Below are 18,731 nucleotides of genomic sequence, written 5' to 3'. Positions count from 1 at the left end.
ATGGACTGAAAACATTCAGTCTTTATCGATCCGGCTGGCAACAGCGCCCTGCTGATCGCGATACTTTGCATCCTGACGACGGTTGTAAGGTCGCGCAGCCGGACCGGAAAGCGGTTCGAAACTCAACGCGCCAATCGGCATGCCCGGGCGCAGGGCCAGCGGTAATTTTCCGGAGTTGTAAAATTCCAGTACGATGCACCCTGACCAGCCCGGATCGATACGGTGTGCGGTAACGTGTACCATCAGTCCCAGACGCGCTAATGAAGAACGTCCATCTAACCAACCGACGAGATCGGAAGGCAACGTCACGGATTCGAACGTCACCGCCAGCGCAAGTTCACCCGGATGCAGGAAAAATGCCTCGCCGTCCTTGAGGACGATTTCATCGCTCATTACACGATCCAGCGCGGCGCTGACTTCATCTTTCGGTCCACTCAAATCGATATACGCCGCCGTATGACCGCGGAACGTACGGAATTTGTTACCAAGACGCACATCTACCGTGGCGCCATTGATTCGCTCGACAGGAGGGCGTGGAGTGATCGACAGGCGACCTTCATCCAACCAGGCTTCAATATCTCGGTCACATAAACGCATGGCACTTTCTCCTTTCGTGCTTCAACCCCTTAATGCCAGGTGCGTTAAGGGTGAACCAGGTTATCACTGAACGGTACACAATTCGCTGAACTTATTCAAAGAACTGGCTGATTTTAGCCTTCAGAATATCGATGGCGATGCGGTTTTTACCCCCGCGCGGCACGATGATGTCGGCGTATTGTTTTGAAGGCTCAATAAATTGCAGGAACATTGGACGTACGGTTTTTTGGTATTGCGCCATCACCGAATCCATAGAACGACCACGCTCGTTCACATCCCGTTTAATACGGCGCATCAGGCAAATATCCAGCGGCGTATCAACAAAAATTGAGAAGTTCATCTCGTCACGCAAACGCGCGTCTGTCAGCAGCAGAATGCCTTCCAGGATGATCACTTTCTTGGGTTCGATATGAATAGTGTCTTGCGTGCGCGTATGCTCAACATAGCTGTAAACGGGGAGTTCAATGGCGCTTCCGCGTTTAAGCGTTTGTAGATGTTGAAACAGCAGACTGTGATCCATCGCGTTCGGATGGTCGTAGTTGGTTTTTACACGTTCTTCCATCGACAGATGGCTTTGATCTTTGTAATAGCTGTCTTCGGGAATAACGCCAATATGTTCGTCACCGACTTGTTCACGTAATTCGCGATAAAGCGTGCTGGCAATAAGACTCTTGCCGGAAGCCGATGCGCCGGCGATGCCGATAATGACGCACTGATGGGACTGATCAGTCATAAATTTAGCGACCTGATTAACCTGGATGTAAGGAAGGGCGGCGTCGAAACGCCAAACGCGGCAATTATAGGGATTTCAGCGGCGCGATGCCAGTCCAGCCTGCACCAATGCTTTCCTTGTCGCAAATTAAAATGATCAGTTTTAAAGCAGGTGCTAAATTTATCTATCAGCCTTAGGAATTAATAGCTTGAGAGTGTTAATTTATGAGCAGCTGGCGTATAAATTGTAAATTGTTTGTACTAGCATAATCGCAGATTAAACATGATGTATCCGGCATATCTCCCGGACGACATCGGCTATTTGGGTAGAGTGGTAATGAGTAAACAATCCCAACATGTTTTAGTTACCTTACCTCATCCTCTACTGCGCATGGCCAGTTTAGGTCTGGTGGCTTTCATTTTTACGCTATTCTCGCTGGAACTGTCACGTTTCGGTGCGCAGCTGGCCCCGCTTTGGTTCCCAACGTCAATCATGATGGTGGCTTTTTACCGCCATGCGGGAAAGATGTGGCCGGGAATCGCGCTGGCTTGTTCATTTGGTAATATCGGCGCGTCTTTACTCTTCTTCCCCGGAGAATCGCTAAGCTTCACCTATACGACCATCAACATTATTGAGGCTATCGTTGGCGCAATGCTATTGCGTAAACTGCTGCCCTGGTACAACCCCTTACAAAATCTTAACGACTGGGCGCGCCTGGCATTTGGCAGCGCCGTGGTTCCCCCTGTGTTGGGCGGATTGTTACTGTGGTTATTGCTGCCAAAGGAAACCTCGTTAAATACTTTTCTTATTTGGGTTCTGTCAGAATCCATCGGCGCGCTGGCGCTGGTGCCGTTAGGTTTGCTGTTTAAGCCACATTATTTGCTCCGCCACCGCGACCCGCGGTTACTGCTGGAAACCGTCATCACACTTCTGGTGACCTTGACGTTCAGTTGGCTGTCCATGATGTATCTTCCATGGCCTTTTACCTGCGTTATCGTCCTGTTGATGTGGAGCGCTGTTCGCCTGCCGCGAATGGAGGCATTTTTAATTTTCCTCAGCACCGTGATGATGGTCTCGATGATGTTGGCCGCAGACCCTTCTCTGCTCTACATCCCCAAACCCAACTTGATGACCAGCCTGCCGTGGCTGCCGTTTTTGATGATCCTGCTGCCGGCCAATATGATGACGATGGTGATGTACGCGTTTCGGGCCGAACGCAAACATATCTCTGAAAGCGAATCGCGCTTTCGCAATGCCATGGAATATTCCGCGATTGGTATGGCGCTGGTGGGGACCGAAGGGCAATGGCTCCAGGCGAATAAAGCGTTGTGCCAGTTTCTGGGCTACAGCCAGGATGAGCTACGTTCGCTAACCTTCCAGCAATTAACCTGGCCGGAAGATCTGAACAATGATCTCGAACAGCTGGATATGCTGGCGCGCGGAGAAATCAACAGCTACTCCATGGAAAAACGCTATTACACGCGCTCCGGTGATGTCGTCTGGGCCTTGCTGGCCGTTTCGTTGGTGCGTCATAGCGACAATACCCCCCTCTACTTTATTGCGCAGGTTGAGGATATTAACGATCTGAAGCATACCGAGTGGATTAACAAGCGGCTGATGGAGCGCATTACCCTCGCCAACGAAGCCGGGGGAATCGGAATCTGGGAATGGGAGCTACAGCCTGACGTAATCAGTTGGGATAAGCGCATGTTTGACCTCTATGAAGTCCCTGCGCATATCAAACCCAGTTGGCAAGTCTGGTATGACTGCGTTGTGCCCGAAGATCGTGAACATGCTAAAAATGTCATTCGCGATTCGCTGGCCGCACGGGCCCCCTTTAAGCTCGAGTTTCGTATTGCGGTCAAAGATGGCGTGCGGCATATCCGCTCACTGGCAAACCGGGTACTGAATAAAGACGGTGAAGTTGAACGCTTCCTTGGCATCAATATGGATATGACCGAGGTGAAGCAGCTTAACGAAGCGTTGTATCAGGAAAAAGAACGTCTGCACATTACGCTGGATTCGATTGGCGAAGCGGTGATTTGTATTGATGTTGATATGAACGTGACCTTTATGAATCCGGTCGCAGAGAAAATGAGCGGCTGGCAGCAGGAAAGCGCAATCGGCATTCCGCTGCTGACGGTACTACGTATTACTTTCGGCGACAACGGTCCGCTGATGGAAAATATCTACAGTGCTGACATGTCGCGTACGGCCATCGAGCAGGAAGTCGTTCTGCATTGTCGCAACGGCAGCAGTTATGACATTCAGTACAGCATCACCCCCCTTAGTACTCTCGATGGCGGCAGCATTGGCTCGGTGCTGGTGATTCAGGATGTCACCGAATCACGTAAAATGCTGCGCCAGCTTAGCTATAGCGCCTCGCATGACGATCTGACGCAGTTGGCAAACCGCGTCAGCTTCGAAAATCATCTAAAGCAGTTACTGCATACGGTTCACGACACGCACCAACAGCATGCTTTGGTTTTTATCGATCTCGATCGTTTTAAAGCCGTAAACGATAGCGCCGGTCACGCCGCAGGCGATGCCCTGCTACGCGAACTCTCTTCACTGATGCTAAGCATGCTGCGTTCCAGCGATATGCTGGCGCGCCTTGGCGGCGACGAGTTTGGTCTGTTGCTACCAGATTGTAATATCGAAAGTGCCCGCTTTATCTCAGGTCGCATCATCAGCGCCATCAACGATTACCACTTTATGTGGGAGGGCCGGTTACACCGCATTGGCGCCAGTGCGGGGATTACGCTCATTGATGAAAAAAACCATGTCGCCAGCGACGTCATGTCTCAGGCGGATATTGCCTGTTATGCGGCGAAAAACAGTGGGCGTGGGCGAGTCTGCGTTTATGAACCCCAGCAAAGCGAGGCTCATGCTGCGCGAAGCCAGCTGTCATTGGATGAACAAAGACACACCATTACGCACAATCCAATGTTAATCATCGCCAGGGGCGTGGCCTCCCCGCGTATACCGGAGACGTTCAGCTTTTGGCTCCTCTCGCTACGTTTAGGGACAGCTGAAGGGGAGATTATTGAAGAACACGCTTTCCGTGCCGGGCTGGTCGATCCTACATTGAATCAGGCGCTTGACCGCCGGGTATTTACCGAATTCTTCCAGAGTGCTGCCCCGGCCGTCGCCAGTAAGGGACTCAGCATTGCCCTGCCCCTTTCCGCCGCCGGGCTGCTGAATACAGAACTTGTTGACGAGCTGCTGGGGCAACTGCAAAGAAGTCCGTTACCACCACGACTGCTGCACCTGACCGTTCCGTCTAACGTGATAAAAACAAACCCAACGCAGGCTATATCCACACTACATCGACTGCGTCAGTGCGGATGTCGAATTATTCTAAGTCATGTCGGTCGCGATTTAGATCTTTTTGACAACCTGAAATATCACATGGTTGATTACCTGCTGCTCGACAGCGAGCTAAGCGCCAGCGTCCACGGTAACTTGATTGACGAAATGTGGGTGTCCATTATCCAGGGCCATGCTCAGCGTCTGGACATTAAAACCATCGCCGGCCCGGTGCAGTTGCCGCTGATCATGGATGCGCTTTCTGGCATCGGGATTGATATGATTTATGGCGATATCATTGCCGACGCCCAACCGCTGGATCTGCTACTGAATACCAGTAATTTCGCCATCAACTGACGGCTGCCAGCCATCCGTATACCAGATATGTAATAACGCATAGGAGCGCCAGGGTTTCCAGCGCTCTGCATACCGCCGTATCTGGGCGGGCGTCATGCCGGCAAAACGTTGTTTAATCAGATAGTCATCCGGCAGAAAAACATCTTTCGCCTGCCAGCCCCGCAGCGCAAAGTAGTTGGCGGTCCAGCGCCCTATTCCGGGGAACGTTTGCAGATGTTTGACGCCTTGCTCGATATCGGCAGGCGCTTGCGTCGCAAGCGTTCCATCCAGCGTCGCGCGAGCCAGATGAATTAACGCTTCAGCGCGTTTGAGCGGCATCCCTAACGCTTTCAGGTGTAATGGTTCGGCATCAGCGAGCGATTCAGGGGTAGGGAAACACACATACTCTGGGGCATCCTCCAGCGTTTGCCCATAAGTATGCGCCACTTTCGCCGTCAGTTTCGCCGCCATAGCCACGCTGACTAACTGCCCTAAAATCGCTCGTACTCCTTGTTCAAAAGCATCGACACTGCCCGGCAAACGCAGTCCCGGACGCGCTGCTCCAAGGCTTCCCAGCGCGCTGGCTATTTGCTGCGGGCAACAGGTAAGATCGAATAAACGTGTCATTTTAGCCAGACACTCTGCGGCCACCGGCTGTAGCCCCTGACTCAACGTCACGTGTAGTTGATGGGTGTGTAGATCCGGTATCACGCGCACCAGACCACGATGATTCCCGACGGACAGGCTTCTGACATAACGCAGATCCCCCACGGTTTCTACCCCTTCCACCGCACGGGCGGCCAGGAACCCCAGCATCCAGGGCCAGTCGTAAGGCGGTTGCCAACTCAGCGTGAACATTGCATTTTCCTTTTCCAGCAAACCTACAGCATAAACGGTATTCAAACGATACGCCTTGCTTTCATATTCCAGTTGTCGGGACGTCAACATTTCGTTAAAGTCACGCCCCTTCTTCACTGGCATGGGGATTTTTACGGTGTTTATTGGTTTTGACTACGGTACGGCAAACTGTTCAGTGGCCGTTATGCGAGACGGGCAGCCACAGTTGCTCAAAATGGAAAATAACAGCACGCTTCTGCCCTCAATGCTTTGTGCGCCAACACGCGAAGCGGTCAGTGAATGGCTGTATCGGCATCACGACGTTCCAACCACGGATGATGAAACGCAGGCGTTACTGCGCCGTGCGATGCGCTATAACCGCGAAGAAGATATCGATGTTAATGCCAACAGCGTGCAGTTCGGTCTGGCTTCGCTGGGTCACTATATTGACGATCCGGAAGAGGTGTACTTCGTTAAATCACCAAAATCCTTTCTCGGTGCCAGCGGTCTGAAACCGCAGCAGGTTGCGCTGTTTGAGGATCTGGTCTGTGCCATGATGCTGCATATTCGTAATCAGGCACAAAGCCAGTTGCCGGAAGCCATCACCCAGGCCGTTATTGGTCGCCCAATCAACTTCCAGGGTTTAGGTGGCGATGACGCCAATATTCAGGCGCAAGGTATCCTTGAACGTGCGGCAAAACGCGCTGGTTTTCAGGATGTCGTCTTTCAGTACGAACCGGTAGCAGCTGGTCTGGATTACGAAGCCACGCTGCAGGAAGAAAAACGCGTATTGGTCGTGGACATTGGCGGGGGTACAACCGACTGTTCATTGTTGCTAATGGGACCACAATGGCATCAACGCGCCGATCGCGAAAACAGCCTGCTGGGGCACAGCGGCTGCCGCGTAGGTGGGAACGATCTGGATATTGCGCTGGCCTTTAAACACTTGATGCCGCTCCTCGGCATGGGTGGAGAAACGGAAAAAGGCATCGCCTTACCTATTCTGCCCTGGTGGAACGCGGTCGCGATTAACGATGTCCCCGCGCAAAGTGAGTTCTACAGTAGTGCCAACGGACGCTTATTAAACGATCTTGTACGTGACGCCCGGGAAGCCGATAAAGTCGCGCTGTTGCTCAAAGTCTGGCGCGAGCGTCTGAGCTACCGCCTGGTGCGCAGCGCAGAAGAGAGCAAAATCGCGCTGTCCGACCAGAACATAGTTACGGCGGCAATACCGTTTATCAGCGAAACGCTGGCCACCGATATCAGTCAACACGGACTGGAAACCGCGCTTAATCAGCCCCTGGCGCGCATTCTCGAGCAGGTGCAACTGGCGCTGGAAAACGCGCAGGAAAAACCGGACGTGATTTACCTGACCGGCGGCAGCGCGCGTTCACCGCTGATCAAAAAAGCTCTCGCAGAGCAGCTTCCGGGGATCCCAATTGCCGGTGGCGATGATTTCGGTTCCGTTACCGCTGGACTGGCCCGCTGGGCTGAGGTTGTTTTCCGCTAAGCCGCTCGCAAGCTGAAAGGTGTGCATATTGACATCACCGTTGCTGTGGCTTATTTTCAGGAGTGAGGGTTAGGGAGGGCTTCCCCTCCCCCTGGTGTCTTAGTAAGCCGCGAAGCTAATGACTAAGAATATCACCAGTATGATGACGTGCTTCATCATAACCCTTTCCTTATTTTGGCCCCTTCCTCGGGAGGGGCTTTCCCGTCCCAGCGTCCCGCTGAAATCTCTGGCTTACCTCCTTTTTGCCTTAAACGCACTCTAGCGCACTATTTCTTGTTCGCCGTTTTCAACGCTAAATGTTGCGTAACGCCTCGCAAAGCCGCATCAGCATTCAGACGAATCCCGACAGTGTTTCATAATTCCTCCATTTTTCTCCCTTGTTCGCTGGCTAAACTAGTATCATTCCGCGAATCGTTTCAGGATGAGAAACCCATAACAATGAAAGGCAGTAACAAATCCCGCTGGGTGATAGCAACTGTGATCGTCGTGACCACCATCGCCGCATTCTGGTTCTGGCAAAGCCGCAGTGAACCCCAGAGCACCGCACCCGGCGCGACCAAACCAGCGCAGCACTCGCCAGGGGCTGGGCGTCGTGGTATGCGTTCCGGGCCGTTGGCTCCCGTTCAGGCTGCTACCGCCACTGAGGAAGCCGTTCCGCGTTACCTGACGGGACTGGGCACCGTTACTGCCGCCAATACCGCTACGGTGCGAAGCCGGGTAGAGGGTCAGCTTATCGCGTTACACTTCGAGGAAGGGCAACAGGTAAAAGCTGGCGACCTGCTGGCAGAGATAGACCCCAGCCAGTTTAAAGTTGCTCTGGCTCAGGCGCAGGGGCAACTGGCAAAAGATAAAGCCACGCTGGCGAATGCTCGTCGCGACCTTGCGCGTTATCAGCAGTTGGTAAAAACCAATCTGGTCTCCCGCCAGGAGCTGGATGCCCAACAGGCGCTGGTAAATGAGACGTTAGGGACAATCAAAGCGGATGAAGCCAGCGTCGCCAGCGCCCAATTACAGCTCGACTGGAGCCGGATAACCGCGCCTGTCGATGGACGGGTCGGTCTGAAACAGGTGGATGTTGGCAACCAGATTTCCAGCGGTGATACCACCGGCATCGTCGTCATTACACAAACCCACCCAATCGACTTGATATTCACCTTACCCGAAAACGACATCGCCACCGTGTTGCGGGCGCAAAAATCGGGGAACCCGCTGAAGGTCGAAGCCTGGGACCGTACTAATTCGCAAAAACTCAGCGAAGGCGTCCTGCTGAGCCTCGACAATCAAATCGACGCAACCACCGGAACCATCAAAGTTAAGGCCCGGTTTAACAATCAGGATGATGCCTTATTCCCAAATCAGTTCGTTAATGCCCGCATGCTGGTCGACACGGAACAAAATGCCGTTGTTATCCCCACAGCAGCCCTGCAAATGGGTAATGAAGGTCACTTTATCTGGGTGCTTAACAGCGACAATAACGTCAGTAAACACCTGGTTAAACCGGGTATCCAGGATAGCCAGAAAGTGGTGATTGCCGCCGGACTGTCCGTGGGCGATCGCGTAGTGACCGACGGTATTGACCGCCTGACGGAAGGGGCCAAAGTTGAAGTCGTAGAGGCGCACGACACCTCTGTAACAGACGAAAAAACTACGCCGCGCGGCAACGGAAAAAAAGGAGCTAACTCCTGATGCAGGTGTTACCTCCTGGCAACTCAGGCGGCCCATCGCGCCTGTTTATTCTGCGCCCCGTCGCCACCACGCTGCTGATGGTCGCCATTTTATTGGCAGGTATTATTGGTTATCGCTTCCTGCCGATCGCCGCTTTACCAGAAGTGGATTACCCCACAATTCAGGTCGTAACGCTCTACCCCGGTGCCAGCCCGGACGTTATGACTTCGGCGGTGACCGCGCCGCTTGAGCGTCAGTTTGGACAAATGTCCGGCTTAAAACAGATGTCCTCGCAAAGCTCCGGCGGTGCTTCGGTCGTCACGTTGCAGTTTCAACTGACGCTCCCGCTGGATGTCGCCGAGCAGGAAGTTCAGGCCGCCATTAATGCCGCTACCAATTTATTACCGGGCGATCTGCCTAACCCGCCAGTCTACAGTAAAGTAAACCCGGCGGATCCACCGATCATGACGCTGGCTGTCACCTCCAGCGCGATGCCGATGACGCAGGTGGAAGATATGGTCGAAACCCGCGTCGCCCAGAAAATCTCTCAGGTTTCCGGCGTGGGTCTGGTGACGCTTTCCGGTGGGCAACGTCCGGCTGTCCGCGTGAAGCTTAATGCGCAGGCCATTGCCGCGCTCGGTCTGACCAGCGAAACCATCCGTACGGCCATTACCGGCGCCAACGTCAACTCGGCTAAAGGCAGTCTTGATGGCCCAACGCGCGCCGTCACGCTCTCAGCTAACGACCAGATGCAGTCTGCGGATGAATATCGTCAGCTTATTATTGCCTATAAAAACGGCGCGCCGGTTCGTCTGGGCGATGTCGCAAACGTTGAGCAAGGGGCAGAAAATAGCTGGCTGGGCGCATGGGCCAATAAGCAACAAGCCATTGTGATGAATGTTCAGCGCCAGCCGGGGGCAAACATCATTTCCACTGCTGACAGCATCCGCCAAATGTTGCCGCAGCTCACTGAAAGCCTGCCTAAATCAGTAAAGGTCAGCGTGCTTTCCGATCGTACAACCAATATTCGTGCATCCGTAGCCGACACCCAGTTTGAGCTGATGTTGGCGATTGCACTGGTTGTTATGATTATCTACCTGTTTCTGCGCAATATCCCGGCAACGATTATACCCGCGGTCGCCGTGCCGCTGTCGCTAATTGGCACCTTCGCGGTGATGGTTTTTCTTGATTTCTCTATCAATAACCTGACCTTAATGGCGCTAACCATCGCCACCGGCTTTGTGGTGGATGACGCCATCGTGGTGATTGAGAACATTTCACGTTATATCGAAAAAGGCGAAAAACCGCTGACCGCCGCCCTGAAAGGTGCGGGCGAGATTGGTTTTACCATCATCTCTCTGACATTTTCGCTGATCGCCGTGCTGATCCCACTGTTGTTTATGGGCGATATTGTCGGGCGATTGTTCCGCGAGTTTGCCGTAACGCTGGCCGTGGCGATCCTGATTTCTGCGGTAGTGTCGCTCACCCTCACGCCGATGATGTGCGTCCGCATGCTCAGTCAGGCATCGTTACGTAAACAGAACCGCTTCTCGCGCGCCTCGGAACGGATGTTTGATCGCGTTATCGCCGCGTACGGTCACTGGCTGGCAAAGGTACTCAACCATCCGTGGCTGACGCTCAGCGTGGCGCTTGGCACGCTGGCGCTAAGCGTCATGCTGTGGGTCTTTATTCCAAAAGGCTTCTTCCCGATACAGGATAACGGCATCATCCAGGGCACGCTGCAGGCACCGCAGTCCAGCTCGTTTGCCAGCATGGCCCAGCGTCAGCGTCAGGTCTCAGATGTCATCCTGCAAGATCCGGCGGTTGAGAGCCTGACCGCTTTTGTTGGCGTGGACGGCACCAATCCGGCATTAAACAGCGCACGTATGCAAATCAACCTTAAGCCACTGGATGAACGCGACGATCGCGTGCAAAAAGTGATCGCGCGGTTACAAGAGGCAGTAAACAACGTTCCCGGCGTCGACCTCTATCTTCAGCCTACGCAAGACCTGACGATTGATACTCAGGTCAGCCGGACGCAGTATCAATTCACGCTGCAAGCAACCTCCCTGGATGCGCTCAGCACCTGGGTTCCCCAACTGTTGGAAAAGCTACAACAGCTACCGCAGGTGTCTGATGTCAGCAGTGACTGGCAGGACAAAGGGCTGGTAGCCTATGTGAACGTCAATCGCGACAGCGCCAGCCGTTTAGGTATCAGCATGGCAGATGTCGATAACGCCCTGTACAACGCCTTCGGCCAACGCCTGATTTCAACCATCTATACGCAGGCAAACCAGTATCGCGTCGTGTTAGAACATGACGCCGACACGACGCCAGGGCTTGCGGCTATGGAGACTATTCGTCTGACCAGTAGCGACGGCGGCGTGGTGCCGCTCAGCGCTATCGCCAGCATTGAACAGCGTTTTGCCCCGCTGTCGATTAACCATCTCGATCAGTTTCCGGTGACAACCATCTCGTTCAATGTGCCAGACGACTATTCATTGGGCGATGCGGTACAGGCGATTCTGGATGCCGAAAAAACGCTTAACCTGCCAGCGAACATTACCACCCAGTTTCAGGGCAGTACGTTGGCCTTCCAGGCCGCGCTGGGTAACACTATCTGGCTGATTGTGGCGGCGGTTGTCGCGATGTATATCGTACTCGGCGTGCTGTATGAAAGCTTTATTCACCCGATTACCATTCTCTCCACGCTGCCCACGGCGGGCGTCGGCGCACTGCTGGCGTTAATGATTGCCGGCAGCGAACTGGACGTCATCGCGATTATCGGCATTATTTTGCTCATCGGTATCGTCAAGAAAAACGCCATCATGATGATCGACTTTGCCCTGGCCGCAGAGCGCGAACAAGGTATGGCGCCACGCGAAGCTATTTTCCAGGCTTGTCTGCTGCGTTTTCGCCCGATCCTGATGACCACGCTGGCGGCACTGCTCGGCGCGTTGCCGCTGATGTTAAGTACCGGCGTAGGTGCCGAATTACGCCGTCCATTAGGAATTGGCATGGTCGGCGGTCTGCTGGTAAGCCAGGTATTAACCCTGTTCACCACCCCAGTGATTTATCTGCTGTTTGACCGTTTATCGCTGTATGTGAAAAGCCGCTTCCCACGTCAGGAAGAGGAAGCGTAAATGAAATTTTTCGCGCTTTTCATTCATCGTCCGGTGGCGACTATTCTCATTTCTGTGGCCATCACTCTGTGCGGCATACTGGGCTTTCGTCTGCTACCGGTGGCCCCGCTGCCGCAGGTGGATTTCCCGGTGATTATGGTCAGCGCCTCATTACCCGGCGCGTCTCCCGAAACGATGGCCTCCTCTGTCGCCACCCCGCTGGAACGCTCTCTGGGCCGCATCGCGGGCGTGAACGAAATGACTTCAAGCAGTTCGCTTGGCAGCACACGCATTATTCTCGAATTTAAATTCGACCGAGACATCAACGGCGCTGCGCGAGACGTTCAGGCCGCAATCAACGCCGCACAAAGCCTGCTGCCTAGCGGAATGCCCAGTCGCCCAACGTACCGCAAAGCTAACCCTTCCGACGCGCCGATCATGATCCTGACGCTCACTTCTGATACGTATTCCCAGGGTGAACTGTACGATTTTGCGTCGACCCAACTGGCGCAAACCATCGCGCAAATCGACGGCGTGGGTGACGTGGACGTGGGAGGAAGTTCTCTGCCTGCCGTGCGCGTAGGACTCAACCCGCAAGCGCTGTTTAACCAGGGCGTATCGCTGGACGACGTGCGTAGCGCAATCGACAACGCCAACGTGCGTAAACCGCAGGGAGCTATCGAGAGTGACACCCATCGTTGGCAGGTACAAACCAACGATGAGCTGAAAACGGCAGCCGAATACCAACCCATTATCATCCACTACAATAACGGCGCTGCGGTGCGGTTGGGTGACGTTGCGTCGGTGAGCGACTCGGTGCAGGACGTGCGTAATGCGGGGATGACCAATGCCAAACCGGCCATTCTGCTGATGATCCGTAAGCTGCCGGAAGCCAATATCATTCAGACGGTAGACAGCATTCGGGCTAAATTGCCGGAATTACAAACGCTGGTCCCGGCCTCCATCGATCTGCAAATAGCCCAGGACCGCTCGCCGACCATTCGCGCCTCGCTGGAGGAAGTTGAACAGACGCTGATTATCTCCGTGGCGCTGGTTATCCTGGTGGTCTTTGTCTTTCTGCGTTCCGGACGTGCAACACTCATCCCCGCCGTCGCGGTTCCGGTCTCGCTAATCGGCACATTTGCCGCCATGTATTTGTGCGGATTCAGCCTGAACAACCTGTCGTTAATGGCGCTAACCATTGCCACGGGTTTTGTCGTCGATGACGCCATCGTGGTACTGGAAAACATAGCCCGCCACCTCGAGGCGGGAATGAAACCACTTCAGGCCGCGCTACAGGGCACGCGCGAGGTGGGCTTTACGGTTCTCTCCATGAGCCTGTCGCTGGTCGCGGTATTCCTACCGCTGTTGCTGATGGGCGGCCTGCCGGGGCGATTGCTGCGCGAATTTGCCGTCACGCTGTCGGTGGCAATCGGCATTTCCCTGCTGGTGTCACTGACATTAACGCCAATGATGTGTGGCTGGATGCTCAAATCCAGCGCCCCGCGCGAACAAACGCGTAAGCGGGGATTTGGTCGCGTGTTAGTGGCGCTGCAACAGGGCTACGGCACATCGCTTAAATGGGTGCTGCGCCATACGCGGCTGGTGGGCGTGGTATTACTCGGCACCATTGCGCTGAACATTTGGCTCTACATTTCCATCCCAAAAACCTTCTTCCCTGAGCAGGATACAGGCGTATTGATGGGCGGGATCCAGGCTGACCAAAGCATCTCTTTCCAGGCGATGCGCGGCAAACTGCAAGACTTTATGCAGATCATCCGCGACGATCCGGCGGTGAATAACGTCACCGGCTTTACCGGTGGTTCCCGGGTCAATAGCGGGATGATGTTTATTACCCTCAAACCACGCGATGAACGCCGTGAAAGCGCTCAACAGGTGATCGACCGCCTGCGCGTCGCGCTGGCCAAAGAGCCGGGCGCGAATCTGTTTCTGATGGCGGTGCAGGATATTCGCGTCGGTGGACGCCAGGCCAACGCCAGCTATCAGTACACACTGCTGTCCGACGATCTGGCGGCGCTGCGTGAATGGGAACCTAAAATTCGCAAGGCGTTAGCCGCCCTGCCCCAACTGGCTGATGTCAACTCCGATCAACAGGACAATGGCGCGGAGATGAATCTGATTTACGATCGCGACACCATGTCGCGTCTGGGAATCGATGTTGCCGCCGCCAACAGCCTGTTGAATAACGCTTTCGGACAACGGCAGATTTCGACTATTTATCAGCCGATGAACCAGTACAAAGTGGTGATGGAGGTTGATCGACGTTACACCCAGGACATCAGCGCGCTGGACAAAATGTTCGTCATCAACAATGACGGTAAGGCGATCCCGTTATCGTACTTTGCCAAATGGCAACCGGCGAATGCCCCGCTGTCGGTGAATCATCAGGGCTTGTCCGCCGCGTCAACGGTGTCGTTTAACCTGCCGACTGGCTCTTCACTTTCTGAAGCGACGGAGGCCATCAACAGAACGATGACCCAGCTTGGAGTTCCCTCGACGGTTCGCGGCAGTTTTGCCGGTACGGCACAGGTCTTTCAGGACACCATGAACTCGCAGGTGATCCTGATTATCGCCGCCATCGCAACGGTCTACATCGTGTTGGGCATGTTGTATGAAAGTTATGTTCACCCGCTGACTATTCTTTCCACCCTGCCTTCAGCGGGCGTTGGGGCTTTACTGGCGCTGGAGCTGTTCAATGCCCCGTTCAGCCTAATCGCCCTGATAGGGATCATGCTATTAATTGGCATTGTGAAGAAAAACGCCATCATGATGGTCGATTTTGCGTTGGAAGCGCAGAGAAACGGTAAGTTGCCACCGGAGGAAGCCATTTTCCAGGCTTGCCTGTTACGCTTTCGCCCAATAATGATGACCACGCTGGCTGCGCTGTTTGGCGCGCTGCCGCTTGTGTTATCAGCAGGTGATGGCTCCGAACTGCGCCAGCCTTTGGGGATCACCATCGTCGGCGGGCTGGTGGTAAGTCAACTCCTGACGCTGTACACCACACCCGTGGTCTATCTCTTTTTCGACCGTCTGCGTCTGCGTTTTTCACGTAAAAATAGCAAACCGGTAGCAGAGTTATGACAGAACTTCCCGACAGCACCCGCTGGCAACTTTGGATTGTGGCATTCGGCTTTTTTATGCAGTCGCTGGATACCACCATCGTCAATACCGCGCTTCCTTCGATGGCCGCCAGCCTCGGAGAAAGCCCGTTACATATGCATATGGTCATTGTGTCATATGTATTAACCGTTACCGTAATGCTGCCCGCCAGCGGATGGCTGGCGGACAAAGTTGGCGTGCGCAATATCTTCTTCACCGCCATCATCCTGTTTACGCTTGGCTCGCTGTTTTGCGCCTGGTCCAGCACGCTCAACGAGCTGGTGATGGCGCGCGTCTTACAAGGCGTTGGTGGCGCGATGATGGTGCCGGTTGGCAGACTAACGGTGATGAAAATCGTCCCGCGTGAGCAATATATGGCGGCGATGACGTTTGTCACGTTACCCGGCCAGATTGGCCCATTGCTGGGTCCGGCGTTAGGCGGCGTTCTGGTTGAGTATGCCTCCTGGCACTGGATATTTTTGCTGAACATTCCGGTTGGCATTGTCGGCGCGATAGCAACGTTAATGCTGATGCCCAACTACACCATGCAAACGCGACGCTTCGATCTTTCGGGATTCGCGATGCTGGCGGTCGGCATGGCGGTGCTAACGCTGGCGCTCGATGGCAGTAAAGGAACCGGCATCTCCGGTATCACGCTGACGGTGCTGGTTATCTGCGGGGCGTTGGCTATTGCGCTATATCTGAAACACGCCCATCGTAATCCACGCGCGCTGTTTAGTCTGAATCTGTTTCACACACCAACCTTCTCGTTAGGTCTGCTCGGCAGTTTTGCCGGACGTATCGGCAGCGGTATGCTGCCGTTTATGACGCCAGTGTTTTTACAGATTGGACTCGGTTTTTCACCTTTTCATGCCGGGCTGATGATGGTCCCGATGGTGCTCGGCAGTATGGGCATGAAGCGCATTGTGGTACAGGTCGTTAACCGCTTTGGCTACCGCCGCGTACTGGTCACTACCACGCTTGGCCTGTCGCTGGTCAGCCTGTTGCTGATGACCACCGCGCTGCTCGGCTGGTATTACGCCCTGCCCTTTGTGCTGTTCTTACAGGGAATGGTCAACTCAACGCGTTTTTCATCCATGAATACCCTTACGCTAAAAGACCTGCCAGACGATCTCGCCAGCAGCGGCAACAGCCTGCTGTCGATGATCATGCAATTGTCGATGAGTATCGGGGTGACTATCGCTGGCCTGTTGCTAGGTATGTTTGGTCAGCAGCATATCGCTATCGACAGCGGCAGTACGCATACCGTCTTTATGTATACCTGGCTGTGCATTGCATTCATTATTGCGCTGCCCGCCATTATTTTTGCCCGCGTGCCGAACGACACGCAAACTAACGCGGTGATCTCACGGCGCAAAAGGAGCACCTGATGACGTTCTGGCGGCCCGGTATCACCGGCAAACTGTTTCTGGCGATTTTCGCCACCTGCATTGTGTTGCTGATCAGTATGCACTGGGCCGTACGCATTAGCTTCGAACGTGGTTTTATTGACTATATCAAACACGGTAACGAGCAGCGTCTGCAAATGCTCAGCGACGCGTTGAGCGAGCAGTATGAGCAGCATGGCAACTGGCGGTTCTTACGCAATAACGATCGCTTTGTTTTTCAGATCCTGCGCTCTTTTGAACACGACAACGACGATGATAAACCCGGTCCCGGCATGCCGCCGCACGGCTGGCGTACCCAGTTTTGGGTAGTTGATCAAAACGCTCGCGTGTTGGTCGGTCCGCGCGCTCCGGTCCCTCACGACGGTATGCGCCATCCTATCCGCGTCAACGGTAGCGAAGTGGGTGCCGTGATTGCTTCTCCCGTAGAGCGCTTAACGCGAAATACGGATATCAATTTCGACATGCAGCAAAGACGCTCCAGTTGGCTTATCGTCGCGCTCTCCACGATTCTGGCGGCGCTGGCAACATTTACGCTGGCGCGCGGCCTGTTGGCCCCGGTCAAACGACTGGTGGAAGGCACGCATAAACTGGCTGCAGGCGATTTCACCACCCGCGTTGCGCCGACCAGTACCGATGAGCTGGGCAAACTGGCGCAAGATTTCAACCAGCTTGCCAGTACGCTGGAAAAAAACCAGCAGATGCGGCGTGATTTTATGGCCGATATTTCTCACGAACTGCGTACGCCGTTGGCGGTGCTACGCGGCGAGCTGGAAGCTATTCAGGATGGCGTACGCCAGTTTACCCCCGACTCCGTGACCTCTTTACAGGCCGAAGTCGCAACGCTCACCAAACTGGTGGACGATCTTCATCAGCTCTCCATGTCCGATGAAGGCGCGCTGGCCTACCAGAAAACATCGCTGGATCTTATTCCCCTGCTGGAAGTGGCAAGCGGTGCATTTCGTGAACGCTTTGCCAGCCGGGGATTGACGATACAACTTTCTCTCCCGGACAGTATGACGGTATTTGGCGACAGGGATCGTCTGATGCAGCTGTTCAACAATCTGCTGGAAAACAGCTTGCGCTACACCGACAACGGCGGCGGGCTGCATATCAGCGCTGAACAACGTGAACGAATGGTGTTATTAACCTTCGCTGATTCCGCTCCCGGCGTGAGTGAAGAGCAGTTGCAGAAGCTGTTTGAACGGTTTTATCGCACTGAAGGCTCGCGTAACCGAGCCAGCGGTGGTTCCGGCTTGGGGTTGGCGATTTGCGTCAATATTGTACAGGCGCATAATGGCCTGATCCGCGCCGCTCATTCGCCTTTTGGCGGGGTTAGCATTACAGTAGAGCTACCGCTCGAACGCGATTTACAGAGAGATGTATGACAGAGTTACCCATTGATGAAAACACGCCGCGTATTCTGATCGTGGAAGACGAGCCCAAGCTGGGACAACTGCTTATCGACTATCTGCGGGCGGCAAGCTACGCGCCTACGCTCATCAGCCATGGCGATCTGGTCCTGCCTTACGTACGTCAAACGCCGCCCGATCTGATCTTGTTGGATCTGATGCTGCCCGGCACCGATGGCCTGACACTGTGTCGGGAAATTCGCCGTTTCTCTGAAGTTCCCATCATGATGGTAACCGCAAAAATCGAAGAGATTGACCGTCTGCTGGGACTGGAGATTGGTGCGGATGATTATATTTGTAAACCCTACAGCCCGCGCGAAGTCGTTGCTCGCGTGAAGACGATCCTGCGCCGTTGCAAGCCAAAGCGCGAACTGCAACAAATGGATGCAGACAGTCCGCTGATCGTCGACGAAGGTCGTTTTCAGGCGTCGTGGCGGGGGAAAATGCTCGACTTAACGCCCGCGGAATTTCGCTTACTTAAAACGTTGTCACATGAGCCGGGAAAGGTGTTCTCCCGCGAGCAGTTGCTTAACCATCTGTATGACGACTACCGCGTCGTTACCGACCGCACCATCGACAGCCACATTAAGAACCTGCGACGTAAGCTGGAGTCGCTGGATGCGGAGCAGTCCTTTATTCGCGCGGTGTATGGCGTAGGGTATCGCTGGGAAGCCGATGCGTGCCGAATTGCGTAATCAGCGATAG

General features: G+C 54.3%; 12 protein-coding genes. 8 read left to right on the top strand and 4 right to left on the bottom strand.

The window, feature by feature from the left end; genetic code table 11:
- Positions 1 to 15 precede the first annotated feature (15 nt).
- Both dcd and udk read right to left on the bottom strand, forming a co-directional pair.
- Positions 16 to 597 (bottom strand): dCTP deaminase, encoded by a 582-nt coding sequence (dcd, locus tag FDX11_RS03680; protein WP_003834269.1) that lies wholly within the window; start codon positions 595 to 597, stop codon positions 16 to 18.
- 91 nt (positions 598 to 688) lie between these two features.
- Positions 689 to 1,330, bottom strand: coding sequence for a uridine kinase (gene udk / locus FDX11_RS03675; protein WP_003036776.1), 642 nt, complete (start codon positions 1,328 to 1,330; stop codon positions 689 to 691).
- A gap of 315 nt (positions 1,331 to 1,645) precedes the next feature.
- Between udk and FDX11_RS03670 the strand changes: the two genes are divergently transcribed.
- Positions 1,646 to 4,975 carry a diguanylate cyclase gene (locus tag FDX11_RS03670; protein WP_137397505.1) on the top strand — a complete coding sequence of 1,110 codons (3,330 nt, stop codon included), beginning with the start codon at positions 1,646 to 1,648 and terminating at the stop codon, positions 4,973 to 4,975.
- On the opposite strand, the gene alkA is transcribed toward FDX11_RS03670, so the two are convergent.
- A complete protein-coding gene (alkA, locus tag FDX11_RS03665; RefSeq protein WP_137397526.1) occupies positions 4,943 to 5,812 on the bottom strand; it encodes a DNA-3-methyladenine glycosylase 2 in 870 nt (289 codons plus the stop codon). The genes FDX11_RS03670 and alkA overlap by 33 nt on opposite strands.
- A gap of 136 nt (positions 5,813 to 5,948) precedes the next feature.
- On the opposite strand from alkA, the gene yegD reads away from it, so the two are divergent.
- On the top strand, positions 5,949 to 7,301 hold the full coding sequence (yegD, locus tag FDX11_RS03660) for a molecular chaperone (RefSeq protein WP_079223517.1): 1,353 nt from the start codon (positions 5,949 to 5,951) through the stop codon (positions 7,299 to 7,301).
- Positions 7,302 to 7,400: 99 nt separating this feature from the next.
- Here yegD and FDX11_RS03655 read toward each other — a convergent pair whose 3' ends face one another.
- A complete protein-coding gene (locus FDX11_RS03655) occupies positions 7,401 to 7,460 on the bottom strand; it encodes a type I toxin-antitoxin system Ibs family toxin (protein ID WP_137350000.1) in 60 nt (19 codons plus the stop codon).
- A 279-nt stretch (positions 7,461 to 7,739) separates the two neighbouring features.
- On the opposite strand from FDX11_RS03655, the gene FDX11_RS03650 reads away from it, so the two are divergent.
- From FDX11_RS03650 to baeR, 6 genes are read left to right on the top strand one after another with little or no spacing between them, the layout of a single operon-like run.
- Positions 7,740 to 8,987 carry an MdtA/MuxA family multidrug efflux RND transporter periplasmic adaptor subunit gene (locus FDX11_RS03650; protein ID WP_137397504.1) on the top strand — a complete coding sequence of 416 codons (1,248 nt, stop codon included), beginning with the start codon at positions 7,740 to 7,742 and terminating at the stop codon, positions 8,985 to 8,987.
- Positions 8,987 to 12,109: an MdtB/MuxB family multidrug efflux RND transporter permease subunit gene (locus FDX11_RS03645; protein WP_137397503.1), complete on the top strand. Its 3,123-nt coding sequence runs from the start codon at positions 8,987 to 8,989 to the stop codon at positions 12,107 to 12,109. The genes FDX11_RS03650 and FDX11_RS03645 overlap by 1 nt, the downstream gene beginning before the upstream one ends.
- Positions 12,110 to 15,190, top strand: coding sequence for a multidrug efflux RND transporter permease subunit MdtC (mdtC, locus tag FDX11_RS03640; RefSeq protein ID WP_137397502.1), 3,081 nt, complete (start codon positions 12,110 to 12,112; stop codon positions 15,188 to 15,190).
- Positions 15,187 to 16,599 carry an MFS transporter gene (locus tag FDX11_RS03635; protein WP_137397501.1) on the top strand — a complete coding sequence of 471 codons (1,413 nt, stop codon included), beginning with the start codon at positions 15,187 to 15,189 and terminating at the stop codon, positions 16,597 to 16,599. The genes mdtC and FDX11_RS03635 overlap by 4 nt, the downstream gene beginning before the upstream one ends.
- Positions 16,599 to 18,002: a two-component system sensor histidine kinase BaeS gene (gene baeS / locus FDX11_RS03630; protein WP_137397500.1), complete on the top strand. Its 1,404-nt coding sequence runs from the start codon at positions 16,599 to 16,601 to the stop codon at positions 18,000 to 18,002. The genes FDX11_RS03635 and baeS overlap by 1 nt, the downstream gene beginning before the upstream one ends.
- The gene (baeR, locus tag FDX11_RS03625) at positions 17,999 to 18,721 is read left to right on the top strand and encodes a two-component system response regulator BaeR (protein WP_137397499.1); all 723 of its coding nucleotides are present in this window, start codon (positions 17,999 to 18,001) and stop codon (positions 18,719 to 18,721) included. The genes baeS and baeR overlap by 4 nt, the downstream gene beginning before the upstream one ends.
- The last annotated feature ends 10 nt before the right edge of the window (positions 18,722 to 18,731 follow it).

This window comes from Citrobacter sp. wls714 (assembly GCF_005281025.1).
GTDB classification, from domain to species: Bacteria; Pseudomonadota; Gammaproteobacteria; order Enterobacterales; family Enterobacteriaceae; genus Citrobacter; species Citrobacter werkmanii.
Note: the sequence above shows the minus strand (reverse complement) of the source record. Positions and strands in the feature narration are given on the sequence as shown.